We start from the raw sequence: 16031 nt of genomic DNA on the forward strand, positions 1-16031 counted from the left end.
ACTTGGTGTACATGAACTGGCGCAGGAAGCTCCAGATGCCGAACATCAGCCGCTTGGCGTGGCCCGGGTAGGCCTTGCGGATCGAGACGATCGCCATGCGGTAGCTGCAGCCCTCGGGCGGCAGATAGAAGTCGGTGATCTCCGGAAACTGCTTGCGCAGGATCGGCACGAACACCTCGTTGAGCGCCACACCCAGCACGGCCGGCTCGTCGGGCGGCTTGCCCGTGTAGGTCGAGTGGTAGACCGGCTCCTTGCGATGGGTGATGCGGCCAATCTCAAAGACCGGAAACCAGTCCTGCTCGTTGTAGTAACCGGTGTGGTCGCCGAACGGGCCTTCGAGCGCGTAGAGGTATCCGCCCCGCTCCTTCATTGCCACACCGTGCGCGCTTTCGCCGCGCCAGCCGGCGGCTGCCACCGGAATGTGGCCCTCGAGCACGAATTCGGCGCTGGCCGGCACTTGCAGCATCACGCCGGCATCGCCGACGCCGGACTCGGCCACCTCGGTGCGGCTGCCGCGGAGCAGGCCGGCGAACTGGTATTCGCTCAGCGTGTCGGGCACCGGTGTGACGGCGCCCAGGATCGTGGCCGGATCGGCTCCCAGCGCCACGGCGATGGGAAACGGCCGGCCCGGATTGGCCAACGCGAAATCGCGGAAATCGAGCGCGCCGCCCCGGTGCGCCAACCACCGCATGATGGTCTGGCGCGGCCCGATCACCTGCTGGCGATAGATGCCCAGGTTCTGGCGGCGGCGTGGATCGGAAATCCCTTGAGGTCCGCGTGTGATGACCAAGCCCCAGGTGATCAGCGGTCCCGCATCGCCAGGCCAGCAGGTCTGGACCGGCAGCATGCCGAGATCGATGTCGCTGCCTTCGATCACTTCCTGCTGACAAACCGCGCCGCGCACCTGGGCGGGCTTCATGTCCCACAAGGACTTGGCCATTTGCAGCAGTCGACCGGCGTCCTTCAGGCCCTTGGGCGGCTCCGGCTCCTTCAGACTGGCGAGCACTTGGCCCACGTCGCGCAACTCGGACACTTCGCTCGCGCCCATCCCCAGCGCCACCCTTCGAGTCGAGCCGAACAGATTTGTCAAGGCGGGAATGTTGTAACTTCCCGACCCCGCAAATGGACGGTCGAACCACAGCGCGGGCCCGCCGGCTCGAAGGACCCGATCGCTGAGCGCGGTCATCTCGAGCCGCGTGGACACTGGCTCTGCGACGTGTCGCAGTTCACCAAGCCGCTCCAGCCCCGCTACAAAATCGCGCAGATCGCGGTACTTCATGCTTTATGGTAATTACAAAGTGATTCGATAGGGTTGACCGGTTATTTCGAGCATTCCTAGAATCCGTCGAATCACCGAACTAGGGATTACCCGCATTACCGGCTGGGGCCACAGCACTGCAAGTGGCCCTGTATGGCTGGGCACAGACGATCCAATGTAACGACTGAACTATCTCGTGAGGTGGCCACACCGCCCGCCACAGCGCAGTTTCAAAGGACAGACATGACAGTTCCCCGTGTGCCAAGCCAGCCAGTGCGCAGCAAGATTGCCGAGTTCACACGCCCGCTTGTGGTGTTCGCGAAAGACGCCGGCCGAGGGCTGCTGGAGGTTTCGCACAACTCCCTGGCGCTGGTCGGCCTGGTGGTGGTCGCCCTCTGCCTGTTCTTCGTCAACCGTGCGGATCTGCGTCACACCGTCGAGGAAAGCGCCTTCGGCTGGCTGCAGACCCGCCACATCGCCCGCATCGACGCCGACGACTCTCCGGCCGGCTTGGCATTGGCGCTGTCCGAGAGCAATGCCGTCGCCCGCGTCACCGCGGTTGATCCCAGTGGGCTCGATCGCGACCAGGCCGCCATCGCATCCTGGCTGTCACGCCGCTACCGCGTTGCCCCCGAGCCGTTGAGCCGGCTCGTTCAGGAGGCCTGGGCCGTGGGCGAGCGCGCCAAGCTGGAGCCGACGCTGATCCTCGCGGTGATGGCGATCGAGTCGCGATTCAACCCGTTCGCCCAGAGCCCGGTCGGCGCCCAGGGGCTGATGCAGGTGATGACCGTCATCCACGACGAGAAGTACGAGGCGTTCGGCGGCAACCATGCGGCTTTCGATCCCGTGACCAACCTGCGCGTGGGTGTGCAGATTCTCAAGGAGTGCATCGCCCGCGCCGGCAGCCTGGAAGGGGGGCTCAAGTACTACGTGGGCGCCGCCAACCTGCCGCACGATGGCGGCTACGCGGGCAAGGTGCTGGCGGAGCAAGCGCACCTGCGCTCGGTGGCCGCCGGCCGCCAGGTGGCGGTGACCGCGCCACTGATTCCGCCGCCCAGCCAGTTGCCGGCAACCACTCCGGTCGAGGCCGCCACGCCCGAAACCCCGCCCATCGCCGATGCTGCGGATACGGCCGTGCCCGAGCGCTTAGCCTCGCGCTGAAGCGGCTCGTTGTCGAGCGACGCAGACCCTTCGGGCCATGTCGGCTCCGTTACCATCGGTGCGCAGCGTGAAGGCGACATGGACCGGCCGTATCGGTTCGGGGTGGCTTGCCACCGGAAAGCGCTGCCGCAGGCGGTGAACCGCCGCGTCGTGCCGCGCGCCTGGCAGCCCTCGAGCCCGAGTCCCAGTCACCGACCGGCTCTCGTTCGTCGCAGGGCCACCCCTTGAATCGCCCAGAGGCCCGCAGCATGTTCGACCGCACCCAATCCACCGTCGCCAAAGTCGACCCCGAACTCTGGACCGCAATCCAGAATGAGAACCGCCGCCAGGAAGAGCACATCGAGCTCATCGCATCGGAAAATTACACGAGCCCGGCCGTGCTGGAGGCACAAGGCACGCAGCTCACCAACAAGTACGCCGAGGGCTACCCCGGCAAGCGCTACTACGGCGGCTGCGAGTACGTCGACGCGGTCGAGCAGCTGGCCATCGACCGCCTCAAGCAACTGTTCGGCGCCAACTTCGCCAACGTTCAGCCCAACTCGGGCTCGCAGGCCAATCAGGCCGTGTTCCTCGCGCTGCTGCAGCCGGGCGACACCATCATGGGCATGAGCCTCGCCGAAGGCGGTCACCTGACCCACGGCATGGCGCTCAACATGAGCGGCAAGTGGTTCAAGGTGGTGAGCTACGGCCTGAACGCCAAGGAAGAGATCGACTACGACGCGATGGAGCGGCTGGCCCACGAGCACAAGCCCAAGCTCATCATCGCCGGCGCGTCGGCCTATTCGCTGCGCATCGACTGGGAGCGCTTCGCCAAGGTGGCCAAGGCCATCGGCGCGTATTTCATGGTCGACATGGCGCACTACGCGGGGCTGATCGCCGCCGGCGTGTACCCGAACCCCGTGCCGCACGCCGACGTGGTGACCTCCACCACCCACAAGAGCCTGCGCGGCCCGCGCGGCGGCATCATCGTGATGAACGACGAGGCCATCGCCAAGAAGATCAACAGCGCCGTCTTCCCCGGCCTGCAGGGCGGCCCGCTGATGCACGTGATCGCCGGAAAGGCGGTCGCTTTCAAGGAGGCGCTCTCTCCCGACTTCAAGACGTACCAGCAACAGGTGGCGAAGAACGCCGACGCGCTGGCCCGCACCCTGGTCGAGCGCGGCCTGCGAATCGTCAGCGGTCGCACCGAAAGCCACGTGATGCTGGTCGATCTGCAGCCCAAGGGCTTGACCGGCAAGGAGGCCGAAGCCTTCCTCGGCGCAGCCCACATGACGTGCAACAAGAACGGCATCCCGAACGATCCGCAAAAGCCGATGATCACCAGCGGCATCCGTCTGGGCTCGCCGGCCATGACGACGCGCGGTTTCAAGGAGGCGCAGGCCGTGCAGACCGCGCACCTGATTGCCGACGTGCTCGACAACCCGCGCGACGACGCCAATCTGGCGGCCGTGCGCGAGAAGGTCGCGGCGCTCACGCGCGAGTTTCCGGTCTACAAGTGAGCCTCGCGCTTGCAGTTCCGCAGCGCCGCTCCTGCGCTAGGGAGTGCGCAACGGCCTTCGGGCAGCCCGGCGGCAGTCGGGGCGCCTGAGCCGGCATGCGCTGCCCCTTCTGCGGCCATGAAGACACCCAGGTCGCCGAGACCCGGGAGTCCGACGAAGGCGACGTGATCCGTCGCCGTCGCCGCTGCCCGTCGTGCGACAAGCGCTTCACCACCTATGAGCGTGCCGAACTGGCGATGCCGGCGGTGGTCAAGAAGGACGGCAGCCGCAGCGAGTTCGACCGCAGCAAGATCAAGGCGTCGATGATGCTGGCGCTGCGCAAGCGGCCGGTGAGCATCGACCAGGTCGATGCGGCGCTGGCCCGGCTCGAAGAGAAGCTGCTCGTCGCCGGCGTCAACGAGGTGCCCTCCGCGCGCATCGGCGAGCTGGTGATGCGCGAGCTGAAGAAGCTCGACAAGGTCGCTTACGTGCGCTTCGCATCGGTCTATCGCAGCTTCGAGGGCGTCGACGAGTTCAGCCGTCTCATCAAGGACATCTGAGCGCAGCCGCGGCGGCCGGTCGCGATTCAATCGCCCCTCGGAGGGCCCCTGCCGGGGCGAAGCGCAAGACGCCGAGCTCGCATAGATTTCCTGCATCGAATCACGACGCAGGAAGGGCTCCCGATGAACAGCGCAGCGCAACGCGGTCTCACGCTGATCGAAGCCAGCTTCGTCCTGGCTATCGCAGCGATCCTCACGACCAGCGCGGTCGCAGGCTTCGGGGATCTGCGCCAGCGCCGCCAGATCGAGGGGGTGGCCGCCGAGCTGGCCAGCGACCTGCAGTTCGTTCGCAGCGAAGCCGTCGCCCGCAACCAGCGCCTGCAATTCAGCTTCAGCACGCTGCCCACAGGCGCGAGCTGCTACGTCATCCATACCGGACCGGAATTGGCCTGCACCTGTGCCGCCGACGGCGCAGCGGAGTGCGTGGGCGCCGCCGAGCCGATCAAGGCGGTACAAGCGCCGGCGGGTATCGGCGTGACTGTCAAGGACAAACCCTCCGCCTCGATGGGCTACGACCCGGTGCGCGGCACCACCTCGCCGACGGCGACGATCAACATCGCGAGGCCCCAAGGCGCAAGCCTGCGGCACGTTGTCAACATCCTCGGCCGCGTGCGCACATGCTCGCCCGCAGGCGGCCTGCCGGGATACCGGCCGTGCTGAACCGAGCGGAGCCTCGGCGGCAGCGGACGATGGGCGGCAAGCGGCAACGGATCGACGGCGTGGCTTCTCGATGTGCGATCAGGCGAGGTGCCGATAATCGCCCGATGCACAAGCACGGTGTTCACGGCCTGACGCGCCGACCCGGCGCGCTGCAAGACAGCGCTCGCGCTGATGTCGCCGGCTTCACGCTGATCGAGTTGATGATCGTGGTGACCGTCATCGGCGTGCTCGCCGCGATCGCTTATCCGAGCTACATGGACCAGGCACGCCGCGGCCGCCGAGCGGACGCCATCGTGGCGATGACCCAGGTCCAGCAGGCGCAGGAGCGCTGGCGGGCCAGCAAAAGCAGCTATGCAACTTCCCTGACGGCGGCCCCGACCGCCACGCCACCGGGCCTTGGGTTGTCGGGGGAAAGCCCGCGGGGCTATTACGGCCTTAACGTCTCGGGCGTCTCGGGCACCGGCTATACGCTGACCGCCACCTCCGTGGCCGGCAAGAGCCAGACCGGCGACGCCGGCTGCACGGTGCTGACCCTCACCGTGGCCGCCGGTGTCGGCACCCACACGCCGGTGGAATGCTGGAGCCGATGATGAATCGGGTAGCAGACGGTTTCACAGTCATCGAACTCATGGCGGTGGTGCTCATCACGGCCGTGCTGCTCACGCTGGCGGTGCCGGCCTTTCTGGACCTGCTGGCGCGGCGGCGGCTCGAAGGCGCGGCGAACGAGCTGAGCACGGATCTGCATTACGCGCGTTCCGAAGCCGTGAGCCGGCAGCTCGATGTGGCGCTGACCACGCTGGCGAACGGCACCGGCTACGAGATCGCTGCGGCAAGCACGCCTGCGCCCACTGAGATCAAGCGCGTCGCGCTGCCGGCCGAACTGACGGTGACCGGCGGCGTGAGCCTCACCTACACCGGCCTGCGCGGCATCCCGCTCGAAACGAGCGGCGGCGACGAATCGATCACCGTGTCGAGCAGCCGGACGGCCGCGCAACTGCAGGTCGACAACAACTTCATGGGGCGCGTGCGGCTGTGCTCGCCCGACGGCAGCTTCAAGGGCTACGCACCATGTTGAGAGGCCCGTCGAACGGTCGTCTCGCGAACCAGGGCATCCGGCAGCAGCGCGGCCTCTCGCTGGTCGAGCTGCTGGTCGGCGCTGCACTCGGACTGTTTCTGGTAGGCGGGGCGATCAGCCTGTTCGTCGGCAACCTCGACAGCAGCCGGCGATTGCTGATCGAAGCCCGGGTGAACCAGGATCTGCGCACGGCGGCCGACCTGATCGCCCGCGACCTGCGCCGCGCGGGCTACTGGGCCCAGGCGATCAAGGGAGTCGCCGCGGCGCCGATGCCGAATCCACACATTGCCATCTCGGGCACTTACGGCGTCGCCGATTCGGAGATCACCTACTCCTTCGCGCGCAACGGCAACAGCTTGGTCGAAAACAACGAGCAGTTCGGCTTTCAGCTCTACAAAGGCGCGATCCGGATGCTCACAGACGGCACCCAATGGCAGTCGATCACCGACCCTGACGTGATCACCGTCACAGCGCTCGAAATCACCGCGAGCGAAACACCCGTCCCGCTGGGCGATGCCTGCGCGAAGGTCTGCCCGCCGCCTACCGGCGCCACCTACACCTGCCCCGATCCGCCCACCCTGACCCTGCGCCGTTACGACATCCTGCTGCAAGCCAACGCCGCCGGCCCGGGCAATGCTGCCATCACGCGCCAGTTGCGCGAGAGCGTGCGCGTGCGCAACGACCGGTTCGCGGGCGAGTGCCCCGTCTGACGGAAAAGTCGCATGCGCCGCGCACGACTCCAACGAGGCATCGGCACGCTCGCCATTTCCATGCTGCTGTTGGTCGGCGCCTCGATCGTCCTCTTCTACCTGAACCGCAGCCTGGTCTTCGAGCAGCGCTCCTCTGCCAACCAGCTGCGTTCGACCATGGCGCTCGAAGTCGCCGAGGCCGGCCTGGAATGGGCCACCGGCATGCTGAACCGGCCGCACAAGATGCAGGACAACTGCACGCCCGTCCTGAGCTCGTCCACCGCGCCGACGTTCCGCAACAAGTACGTGCCGCCGCACCCCACCCTGCCCCGGTTGGTACCAGCCGAGAACGTCTTTCCCGGCTGCACCCTCAATGGCACTGCATTGAGTTGCCATTGTCCGAACGTGCCCGCCAGCGGTGAGGCGGCGGCGGCATTGGGTGCGGCGACGTGGCCGGGCTTCACGGTGCGGTTCACCCCTGGGGGCGACGACGAGAGCGTGCGCATTACGTCCACCGGCTGCAGCGCCCTTGCCGGCGCCTGCACGGACCTCACCGCGGGCTCGGCCGATGCGACGGCGACCGTGTCCGGCACCGTCAAGCTGAGCCCGCTGATCCGCTCGGTGCCGGCCACCGCCCTCACCTGCGGCGCCAGCTGCAACATCGGCACGGTCACCGTCGAAAACCTGGACGTTGCCACCAACGGCATCACGATCGACGCGGCCGGGCCCATCACTTTCACCGCTGACCATGTCGCCACCATTGCCGGCCTGCCACCTGAGAACTCGGTGCTCGCCGACGACGCGGCGCTTGACAAGATCGTCGCGGGCGATCCGCTCTGCACAGGCGGCGCTCTGTTCAAAGCCTACTTCGGCTCGACGCTTGCGGCTTATGTCAATGCGCCGACCACGAAGGCAATCGCCTGTTCCTCGACGTCCTGCCCCGAACTCGTCGACGCCTACGGCGAAGGTTGGCGTTCCTTCTATCTCCAGGGTGCCGGAGGGCAGTTAAGTACCGGCACGCTGGGCAGCGCCGCGGATCCTGTCACGCTGGTCTCGCAGGGCACGATCGCCCTGAGTGGAAGCGCGCTGGTGCACGGGCTCGTGTTCGCAAACGCCGCCACGCTGGGCGCCGGAACGCCCGCGGTGCAGGGCGCCCTGCTCGCCTGCGCGGCTTTCACCGGCACGGGGACCGGCCGGATCATGTACGACCCGGTCGCGCTGCGCAACGTGCAGCGCGCCTCGGCCGTGATGGTGCGGGTGCCGGGCACCTGGCGCGACTTCCCGCCGCCGACCTCGTGAAATCGAACGCGCAGCCATGAGCCCTCGCATGCCACCGCGTGACCGTGGCTTCACGCTGATCGAGGCAATGATCGCCCTGGTGATCATCGCCTTCGGCCTGCTCGCCCTGGCCGGCATGCAGATCATGCTGTCGCGCAACGCCGACGTCGCCAAACAGCGCACCGAGGCAATGCGCCTGGCGCAAGAACGCATGGAGGTCATGCGCTCGTACACCGGCATCGCTTCGGGCCCCGCCGTGCCGCTGGCCTGGCAGGACCTGGACACGGTCGAGAACGACCCGGCGAATCCCATCGCCTCCACGTACTCCAACACCGTTTTCAGCCGCAGCTGGATCGTCGAGGGCGCACCGCAAGACGCCCTGCGGCCCGTCAGCGTGACGGTCGCCTGGGTCGACCGTGCCGGCGAGCCGCAATCAATCACGCTCACGTCCGTGATCTCCAACACCGACCCGGTGCGGGTCGGCGCGCTCGGTGTGGCAGTGCCGGCCGACGGCAATGTCCGGCAACCGGAGAACCGCAACATCAACATTCCGGTGGCCGCACGCGAGCTCGACGAAGGCAAGAAGAGCGTCTATCAATTCAAGCCGGACCTGGCGATGGTGTTCAACAACACGACCGGGCTTGTGGTTGAACGCTGCACCACCCTTGTGTCCGACGCTGCTTACTCAGGCGGCACGGCCGGTTGCGTCCCGTTCGAGGCCGCAATCGTTTCAGGTTTCGTCACCGGCGCGGTGCTGCCGACCGGCACTCCGCCTGCGGGGTCCCTGCCGACATTGCCGAGCGGCATTAACACCGACGATGTCATCGGCACGAGCGGCCAGCCCATCTCCTGCGTCTATGCCGTTGCCAAGAACCAGAACACCGGCGAGAACCTCGCCGGCGCCCATTACTACCTGTGCGTTGTTCCGATCGACGCCACCAGCGGCTGGTCAGGCAGGTTGCTTCTGGGCGGCGTTCCGACAACGGCGAACGACAAGGTCTGTCGTATCCAGTTCGAGCTCGGCGCAGGGCTCAGTGACAACCAACGCAACATTCAGCCTTACGTGAACGTCGAAACCTCGCTGGACAACCAGAACTACTTCATCGACAACAGCTCCGGCGACACTTGCACGCCGCCAACTCCCCCTTTCAGCGGCGCCACGCTGGTCGTACATCAGGACTGCCGCGCGTCCGCTGCGACGGCGGCCGACTGCCCCGGTTCCGCCGACAATACGCCGCTGCAATAGCGGCCCCCATCTTGTTCCACGCCTCACTGCAATACGCTCTGGCCCTTGCCGAAACCGCCATCGGCCGCTGCGACCCCAATCCCCGCGTCGGCTGCGTCATCCTCGCCCCCAACGGTGCGGTGATAGGCAGCGGCTCGACGCAGCGCGCCGGCGCCTCGCATGCCGAGGTCGAGGCGCTCGCTGACGCGGCCTCGCGCGGCGCCTCGGTGCGCGGCGCCACGGCCTGCGTGAGCCTGGAGCCCTGTTGCCACCACGGTCGCACGCCGCCGTGTTGCGACGCGCTGATTGCCGCCGGCATTGCCCAGGTGGTGGTGGCCGTGCAGGACCCTAACCCGCTCGTTGCCGGCCGCGGCATCGACCGGCTGAGGACGGCCGGTGTGGAGGTCACGGTGCTGGCCGAAGACCATCCGCTTGCGATCGCCTCACGCGAACTCAACATCGGCTTCTTCTCGCGAATGACGCGTCGACGCCCCTGGGTGCGCATGAAGATCGCCGCCTCGCTCGACGGCCGCACCGCGCTCGACAACGGGACAAGCCAGTGGATCACCGGCACGGCGGCGCGCGCCGACGGGCATGCCTTTCGCAAGCGCGCCTCGGCCGTGCTCACCGGCATCGGGACGGTGCAGGACGACGACCCGCGCCTCGACGTGCGGCTGGTACCCACTGAACGACAGCCGCTGCGAGTGGTCGTCGATTCCCGGCTGGAGATCGCCCTGAACGCTCGCGTGCTCGAGCCTCCCGGGGAGGTGTTGGTGTACACCGCCGATGAACTTGTCGGCGCGGCAGCGGACAAGCGCGCCGCCTTGAACGGGCTCCGTGTTGCGGTTCAGCCCTGCCCCGGCGCTGGCGGCAAGGTCGACCTGACCGCGCTGCTCGACGACCTGACGGCCCGCGAAGTCAACGAACTGCACATCGAGGCAGGGCACAAGCTCAACGGCTCTTTCGTGCGTGCCGGGCTGGTGGACGAGTTCTTGATCTATCTCGCGCCCAAGCTTCTGGGCGCAGGCCGCGAGATGGCCCGGTTCGGGCCGCTGGCCTCGCTCCACGACGCGGTTGCACTGGACTTTCACAGCGTCGAGCGCGTCGGCGACGACTTGCGCATCATTGCCCGCCCGACCGGCCGCGCCGATTTCTGAGCCCGGGCCCCAGGGCGCCGCACGGCGGAGACAATCGGCTCATGTTCACCGGCATCATCAGCGGCCTGGGCCGTATCACCGAGGTGGCGCCGCTCGGCGCCGACGCGTCCCACGGCAAGCGCCTGACGCTCGCCACACCCCCGGGCTATCTCGACGACGTGCAGCCCGGCGACAGCATCGCCGTGAACGGCGCCTGCATGACCGCCACGGCGCTCGACGTCGCGGCCGGATCGTTCACCGTCGACATCTCGGCCGAGAGCCTGGACAAGACATGCGGCCTGGACGTACCCGGCCCTGTCAATCTGGAGAAGGCGCTGCGTGCGAACGACCGGCTCGGCGGGCACATCGTCGCCGGGCATGTGGATGGCGTTGGCACGGTGACACACTTCGCCCCTGTCGGCGAATCGTGGGAGTTGCGCATCGCCGCGCCACGCGCGCTCGGCCGCTACCTGGCCTACAAGGGCTCGGTTGCGGTCAACGGGGTGAGCCTGACGGTCAACCGCGTGAGCGACGAGGACGGCACGGAGCTCACCATCAACCTCATTCCTCACACGCTGGAACACACGACGCTGGGCTCGCTCGAAGCCGGGGCGCGAGTCAATCTGGAGATCGACCTGATCGCCCGCTATGTCGAGCGCGCGATGAGCGCTCCTTAGCCGCGCAGGCCCTGTGGCGCAAGCGGTGCCGCGCGAGGCGCCACCTACAATCCTGCGATGCCGATTTCCCCCGTTCCGGAACTGCTCGCCGAGCTGGCCGCCGGCCGCATGGTGATCCTCGTCGACGAGGAAGATCGCGAGAACGAAGGCGACCTGGTGATGGCCGCCGAGCACGTCACGCCGGCGGCGATCAACTTCATGGCCAAGCATGGCCGCGGCCTGATCTGCCTGACCCTGACGCGCGAACGCTGCGAGCGCCTGCAGTTGCCGCCGATGACCACCCGCAACGGCACCCAGCACGGCACCGCCTTCACCGTTTCCATCGAAGCGGCCAGCGGCGTGACCACCGGTATTTCCGCCGCCGACCGCGCGCGCACCGTTCAGGCCGCGGTGGCGCGCGAGGCCCGGCCGGCCGATCTGGTGCAGCCTGGCCATGTCTTTCCGCTGCAGGCGCAGGACGGCGGCGTGCTCATGCGTGCCGGGCACACCGAAGCCGGTTGCGATCTCGCGCTGATGGCCGGCCTGACGCCGGCTGCGGTGATCTGCGAAATCATGAAGGACGACGGCACCATGGCACGGCTGCCCGACCTGGAAGTCTTTGCCGAACAGCATCAACTCAAAATCGGCAGCATCGCGGACCTCATCGAGTACCGCAGCCGTAACGAATCGCTCATCACACGGGTGGCCGAACGCAAGCTCGTCACGCCCGAAGGGCCGTTCGACTGCATTGCCTTTCGCGACCGCTTCGGCGGCCTGCACCTGGCCCTGAGCGTCGGCCGCTGGAGTGCGCAAGACGAGGTGCTGGTGCGCGTGCACGAGCCGCTGTCGGTGCTGGATCTGCTGGACGCCGGGCGCTGCGGCCATTCGTGGCCGCTGCCCAAGGCGCTGGCCGCACTGCGCACGTCGGAGCGCGGCGTCGCGGTGCTGCTCAACTGCGGCGAAACCGGCGAAGGGCTGTTGCAGCAGTTGACGCAGGACGGCGGAAATCCCGCCGCGGCCCGCGTGCAACGCGGCCAGATGGACCTGCGCACCTACGGCGTGGGCGCGCAAATCCTGCGCGAGCTCGGCGTCGTGAAGATGCGGCTCCTCGGCAGCCCGCGCCGCATGCCGAGCATGGCCGGCTACGGGCTAGAGGTCACGCGCTTCGTGGCCCCCGAATGAAAACCACGATCCACTTTCCCGCACGAGGTTTCGATGCAAGGCGCTGATCCCGGCAACACCATCTTCGGCGACACGATCGCCGAGCTCGAGGGCGAAAGCCTGCGCATCGGCATCGTGCAGGCGCGCTTCAACGCCGCCATCACCGATCGGCTCGCGGGCGCCTGCCTGGCCGAGCTCGAAGGGCTCGGCGTCGCGCAAAAGCACATCGAGCATGTGTCGGTGCCCGGCGCGCTGGAAGTGCCGATCGCGCTGCAGGCGATGGCAAGGCGCAACCAGTTCGACGCGTTGATCGCCCTGGGGTGCGTGGTGCGCGGCGAGACCTATCACTTCGAGCTCGTCAGCAACGAGAGCGCCGCCGGCGTGAGCCGGGTGTCGCTCGATCACCGCACGCCCGTCGTCAACGGCATCCTGACCGTCGAGACGGAAGACCAAGCCTGGGCCCGCGCCGACGAGAAGGGCCGCGACGCGGCCCGTGTCGCGGTCGAGATGGCCAACCTGCTGGAAGAACTGTCGTGACCACGAATGATGCCGAAGGCGTGGCGCCGGCTCCCCGCACGCCGCACAAGCCCGCCGGCAAGCGGCCGGCGCAGAAATCCTCGCGCCGCCGCTCGCGCGAGTTCGCGCTGCAGGGCCTGTACGAATGGCTGATCCAGGGCAGCGACGCCAGCGTGATCGACGCCCACATGCGCGAGCAGGACGGCTTCAAGCAGGCCGATGCGAAGCATTTCGATGCGCTGCTGCACGGCTGCATGCGCGAGGCGGTCGATCTCGACGCGGTGCTGGCCCGCCACGTCGACCGCAAGACCACCGAACTCTCGCCGATCGAGCACGGCGTGCTGATGATCGGCGCGTACGAACTCAAGCACTGCATCGACGTTCCCTACCGCGTGGCGATCAACGAGGCGGTCGAACTGGCCAAGAGCTTCGGCGGCACGGACGGCCACAAGTACGTCAACGGGGTGCTCGACAAGGCCGCCGCGGAACTGCGGCCGGTGGAGGTGCAGGCGCGGCGCCAGGGATGAAGCCCCGCCTTGCGGCTCGCTCGCATGAAGCTCGTGTCCCGAGACTCGCTTGCATGAAGCTCGTGTCCCGAGACTCGCTCGCATGAAGCTCGCTCGGCGCCTCTCCCGGATCGAACCCTTCTACGTGATGGAGTGCGCCAAAGCGGCGACGCGCATTGCGGGCAGTGCGGCCTGCGATCCGTCACAGGGCGGCGAGCGGATGATCTTCCTCAACATCGGCGAGCCCGATTTCACCGCGCCGCCCGCGGTGCTCGACGCGGCACAGCACTGCCTGGCCGCAGGCCGCACGCAGTACACGCAGGCCACGGGCCTGCCCGCGCTGCGGGAGGCGCTCTCGCGCTGGTACGCCGAGCGCTTCGGGCTGGACATCGATGCCGAGCGCATCGTCGTGACCGCCGGCGCCTCGGCCGCGCTGCAGCTCGCCTGCCTGGCGTTGTTCGAGGCCGGCGACGAAGTGCTGATGCCCGACCCGGGCTATCCGTGCAACCGCCATTTCGTGGCCGCGGCCGATGCCCTGCCGGTGCTGCTGCCCTGCGGCGCGGCGCAGCGCTTCCAGCCGAATGCCGCCGCGGTGCAGAAAGCCTGGGGCCCGCGCACGCGTGGCGTGCTGCTGGCCTCGCCCTCCAACCCGACCGGCACTTCGATCACCGCGGCCGAGATGGGCCGCATCGTGCAAACGGTGCGCGAGCGTGGCGGTGTGACGTTGGTCGACGAAATCTACCTCGGCCTGAGCTACGAGGAAGCCTTCGGCCACAGCGCGCTGAGCCATGGCGAGGACGTGATCTCGATCAACAGCTTTTCCAAGTACTTCAGCATGACCGGCTGGCGGCTCGGCTGGCTGGTGCTGCCGCCGGCCTTGGTGGCCCCGGTCGAGCGGCTGGCGCAGAACCTCTTCATCTGTGCGTCGAGCGTGGCTCAGCATGCCGCGCTGGCCTGTTTCGAGCCCGAGTCGATCGCCGAGTACGAGCGACGCCGCGGCGAGTTCAAGGCGAGGAGAGATTTTCTCGTGCCGGCACTGGGCTCGCTCGGTCTGAACGTGCCAGTCATGCCTGACGGCGCCTTCTACGCCTGGGCCGATTGCTCCGGCCATGCCGCCAGCAGCTGGGACTTCGCCTTCGATCTGATGGAGCGGGCCCACGTCGCGCTGACGCCGGGGCGCGACTTCAGCCGCGAGGCCAGCGAGCGCTTCGTGCGGCTGTCTTACGCGAGCAGCCTGCCGCAGCTTCAGGCGGCGGTCGAACGGCTGCGGCGCGTGCTGGCCTGACGACGTGGCGACAAGCACCGGTCCGCATGAAGGCATCAGCGCGAACATCGTCACGGGCGCCGTCAAAACTGCCGTGACACGCGCCGCGCCGAGCCATGTGGCAAGCGCCGTGACAGGCGGTTACGACCGCGCCGTTGCCGGCGTGACGCACTGCGCCCGGGCGGCGTTGGGCATCGTCTAAGCTCGCCCGCGTGGAAAACGTCCCTTCCTCCCCCAGCAAGGCGGCCGCCACGGAGCCGCCGGACGGCGACCACGCCGACACGGTGCTGCTCGCCGACCTGCCGGCCCAGGGCGGCTCGTCAACGATGCCGACCATCGGCCAGATCGGCCGCTATGCGCTCAAGTACCGCATCGGTGCCGGCGGCCTGGGAACGGTGTATGCGGCCGACGATCCGCTGCTGTCGCGACGCGTCGCCATCAAGACGCTCAACCTCATGCCGGCCGGCAGCAGCACGCCGCTGGAAACCGCCGGGCGCGAACCCTTCAACGAAATGTTCCTGCACGAGGCGCGCGCCTCGGCACAGCTCAGCCATCCGCACATCGTCACGGTGTTCGATGCCGGTATCAGCCCGCAAGGGGCCTACATCACGATGGAGCTGCTCAAGGGAAAGGATCTGCGCGAGCTCCTCGCCGAGGGCTGGCGGCCCAGCGCCGGCCAGGCCGCGCTGATCATCCGCCGCGCCGCCGATGCGCTGGCCTATGCGCACAGCAAGGGCGTGGTGCACCGTGACGTGAAGCCGGCCAACATCTTCATGGTCGGCCGCACGCAACCGAAGGTGCTCGACTTCGGCATTGCCAGCATCGCGCATGCAGCCGACATCGGCGCGGCCGGCGGCTCGCCGCATTACATGGCGCCCGAGCAGGTGAGGAGCGAGGCGACCGACCGCCGCACGGACGTGTTCTCGCTCGGCGTGGTGCTCTACGAGCTGTTGTGCGGCCGACGCGCCTTCGACGGCGACTCGCTCGAGGCCATCACCCGCGCGGTGCGCGAGCACCAGCCGCCTTCTGCGCGCACCGTCGCACCGGTTGTGCCGCAGGCGCTTGCGGACATCGCCGCACGCGCGATGTCCAAGCGGCCCGAAGACCGTCAGCGTTCGGCGCGCGTACTCGCCCGCGAGCTGCACGAGTGGCTGCAGCTCATGCCCGAAGCGGTGCAATCCGGCGAAGACGACAACCTGCCCGCCGCACCGCGCCTGCGGCGAGCCGCCGTGCTTGCGGCAACGCTGTTCGGCGCCGTGCTGACCAGCGTCGGCGTCTGGTATGCGGTCGCTGCACTGCCAGACCGGCCGGCAGTGGCGTCGCAGGCCGGCGGACTGGCCGCCCCTGACGGCGCAGCGGCGGTGCGCCCGTCGGCCCCGGCAACGGTGCTGGCGCCTGTGGGCAGCAC

At 68.0% G+C, this 16031-nt stretch carries 18 protein-coding genes and 1 pseudogene; 18 read left to right on the forward strand and 1 reads right to left on the reverse strand.

The genetic code is table 11. The annotated features are described in order from the left end of the window. Positions 1-1279, reverse strand: a 1279-nt coding sequence (locus H0W38_RS04055) for a UbiD family decarboxylase domain-containing protein (RefSeq protein ID WP_292451428.1), incomplete at its 3' end; no start/stop codon positions are given. A gap of 222 nt (positions 1280-1501) precedes the next feature. Here H0W38_RS04055 and H0W38_RS04060 point away from each other — a divergent pair. The 18 genes and pseudogenes from H0W38_RS04060 to H0W38_RS04140 all read left to right on the forward strand — a co-directional run. Then, entirely contained in the window at positions 1502-2419 is a 918-nt protein-coding gene (locus tag H0W38_RS04060; RefSeq protein WP_292451430.1) for a lytic transglycosylase domain-containing protein, read from the forward strand. Between the two features lie 248 nt (positions 2420-2667). Continuing rightward, positions 2668-3918, forward strand: coding sequence for a serine hydroxymethyltransferase (gene glyA, locus H0W38_RS04065; protein WP_292451432.1), 1251 nt, complete (start codon positions 2668-2670; stop codon positions 3916-3918). Between the two features lie 95 nt (positions 3919-4013). Next, the gene (gene nrdR / locus H0W38_RS04070; RefSeq protein WP_292451434.1) at positions 4014-4457 is read left to right on the forward strand and encodes a transcriptional regulator NrdR; all 444 of its coding nucleotides are present in this window, start codon (positions 4014-4016) and stop codon (positions 4455-4457) included. A gap of 123 nt (positions 4458-4580) precedes the next feature. Then, complete coding sequence (locus H0W38_RS04075) at positions 4581-5117, forward strand: GspH/FimT family pseudopilin (RefSeq protein ID WP_292451437.1); 537 nt, start codon at positions 4581-4583, stop codon at positions 5115-5117. Between the two features lie 104 nt (positions 5118-5221). Next, entirely contained in the window at positions 5222-5707 is a 486-nt protein-coding gene (locus H0W38_RS04080) for a type IV pilin protein (protein WP_292451439.1), read from the forward strand. Next, the gene (locus H0W38_RS04085; RefSeq protein WP_292451441.1) at positions 5707-6192 is read left to right on the forward strand and encodes a GspH/FimT family pseudopilin; all 486 of its coding nucleotides are present in this window, start codon (positions 5707-5709) and stop codon (positions 6190-6192) included. Before H0W38_RS04080 ends, H0W38_RS04085 begins: the two co-directional genes overlap by 1 nt. Then, positions 6150-6902, forward strand: coding sequence for a PilW family protein (locus tag H0W38_RS04090; RefSeq protein WP_292451443.1), 753 nt, complete (start codon positions 6150-6152; stop codon positions 6900-6902). The genes H0W38_RS04085 and H0W38_RS04090 overlap by 43 nt, the downstream gene beginning before the upstream one ends. A 12-nt stretch (positions 6903-6914) precedes the next feature. After that, positions 6915-8180: a hypothetical protein gene (locus tag H0W38_RS04095; RefSeq protein ID WP_292451445.1), complete on the forward strand. Its 1266-nt coding sequence runs from the start codon at positions 6915-6917 to the stop codon at positions 8178-8180. Between the two features lie 28 nt (positions 8181-8208). Then, positions 8209-8283, forward strand: a pseudogene (locus H0W38_RS22015) (prepilin-type N-terminal cleavage/methylation domain-containing protein); the annotation flags it as partial. Positions 8284-8295: 12 nt separating this feature from the next. Next, positions 8296-9405, forward strand: a complete 1110-nt coding sequence (locus H0W38_RS04100) for a hypothetical protein (protein ID WP_292451447.1) — start codon at positions 8296-8298, stop codon at positions 9403-9405. 26 nt (positions 9406-9431) lie between these two features. Further along, on the forward strand, positions 9432-10541 hold the full coding sequence (gene ribD, locus H0W38_RS04105) for a bifunctional diaminohydroxyphosphoribosylaminopyrimidine deaminase/5-amino-6-(5-phosphoribosylamino)uracil reductase RibD (protein ID WP_292451461.1): 1110 nt from the start codon (positions 9432-9434) through the stop codon (positions 10539-10541). A 41-nt stretch (positions 10542-10582) separates the two neighbouring features. Continuing rightward, complete coding sequence (locus tag H0W38_RS04110; RefSeq protein ID WP_292451449.1) at positions 10583-11197, forward strand: riboflavin synthase; 615 nt, start codon at positions 10583-10585, stop codon at positions 11195-11197. Between the two features lie 57 nt (positions 11198-11254). Then, the gene (gene ribBA, locus H0W38_RS04115) at positions 11255-12358 is read left to right on the forward strand and encodes a bifunctional 3,4-dihydroxy-2-butanone-4-phosphate synthase/GTP cyclohydrolase II (protein WP_292451451.1); all 1104 of its coding nucleotides are present in this window, start codon (positions 11255-11257) and stop codon (positions 12356-12358) included. A 33-nt stretch (positions 12359-12391) separates the two neighbouring features. Next, complete coding sequence (gene ribH / locus H0W38_RS04120) at positions 12392-12874, forward strand: 6,7-dimethyl-8-ribityllumazine synthase (RefSeq protein WP_292451453.1); 483 nt, start codon at positions 12392-12394, stop codon at positions 12872-12874. A 20-nt stretch (positions 12875-12894) separates the two neighbouring features. Next, positions 12895-13380 (forward strand): transcription antitermination factor NusB, encoded by a 486-nt coding sequence (gene nusB, locus H0W38_RS04125; RefSeq protein WP_292451463.1) that lies wholly within the window; start codon positions 12895-12897, stop codon positions 13378-13380. Between the two features lie 82 nt (positions 13381-13462). Next, positions 13463-14644: a pyridoxal phosphate-dependent aminotransferase gene (locus H0W38_RS04130; protein WP_292451455.1), complete on the forward strand. Its 1182-nt coding sequence runs from the start codon at positions 13463-13465 to the stop codon at positions 14642-14644. A gap of 4 nt (positions 14645-14648) precedes the next feature. After that, on the forward strand, positions 14649-14825 hold the full coding sequence (locus tag H0W38_RS04135) for a hypothetical protein (RefSeq protein WP_292451457.1): 177 nt from the start codon (positions 14649-14651) through the stop codon (positions 14823-14825). 10 nt (positions 14826-14835) lie between these two features. Further along, positions 14836-16031: serine/threonine-protein kinase (locus H0W38_RS04140; RefSeq protein WP_292451459.1), on the forward strand; the 1196-nt coding region annotated here is incomplete at its 3' end.

The organism is Methylibium sp. (assembly GCF_013817365.1).
GTDB lineage: Bacteria > Pseudomonadota > Gammaproteobacteria > Burkholderiales > Burkholderiaceae_C > Methylibium.

Coding starts and splice junctions, on each gene's coding strand:
- H0W38_RS04060 (WP_292451430.1), top strand. CDS start 1,502: ATGACAGTTCCCCGTGTGCCAAGCCAGCCAGTGCGCAGCAAGATTGCC.
- glyA (WP_292451432.1), top strand. CDS start 2,668: ATGTTCGACCGCACCCAATCCACCGTCGCCAAAGTCGACCCCGAACTC.
- nrdR (WP_292451434.1), top strand. CDS start 4,014: ATGCGCTGCCCCTTCTGCGGCCATGAAGACACCCAGGTCGCCGAGACC.
- H0W38_RS04075 (WP_292451437.1), top strand. CDS start 4,581: ATGAACAGCGCAGCGCAACGCGGTCTCACGCTGATCGAAGCCAGCTTC.
- H0W38_RS04080 (WP_292451439.1), top strand. CDS start 5,222: ATGCACAAGCACGGTGTTCACGGCCTGACGCGCCGACCCGGCGCGCTG.
- H0W38_RS04085 (WP_292451441.1), top strand. CDS start 5,707: ATGAATCGGGTAGCAGACGGTTTCACAGTCATCGAACTCATGGCGGTG.
- H0W38_RS04095 (WP_292451445.1), top strand. CDS start 6,915: ATGCGCCGCGCACGACTCCAACGAGGCATCGGCACGCTCGCCATTTCC.
- H0W38_RS04100 (WP_292451447.1), top strand. CDS start 8,296: ATGCAGATCATGCTGTCGCGCAACGCCGACGTCGCCAAACAGCGCACC.
- H0W38_RS04110 (WP_292451449.1), top strand. CDS start 10,583: ATGTTCACCGGCATCATCAGCGGCCTGGGCCGTATCACCGAGGTGGCG.
- ribBA (WP_292451451.1), top strand. CDS start 11,255: ATGCCGATTTCCCCCGTTCCGGAACTGCTCGCCGAGCTGGCCGCCGGC.
- ribH (WP_292451453.1), top strand. CDS start 12,392: ATGCAAGGCGCTGATCCCGGCAACACCATCTTCGGCGACACGATCGCC.
- H0W38_RS04130 (WP_292451455.1), top strand. CDS start 13,463: ATGAAGCTCGCTCGGCGCCTCTCCCGGATCGAACCCTTCTACGTGATG.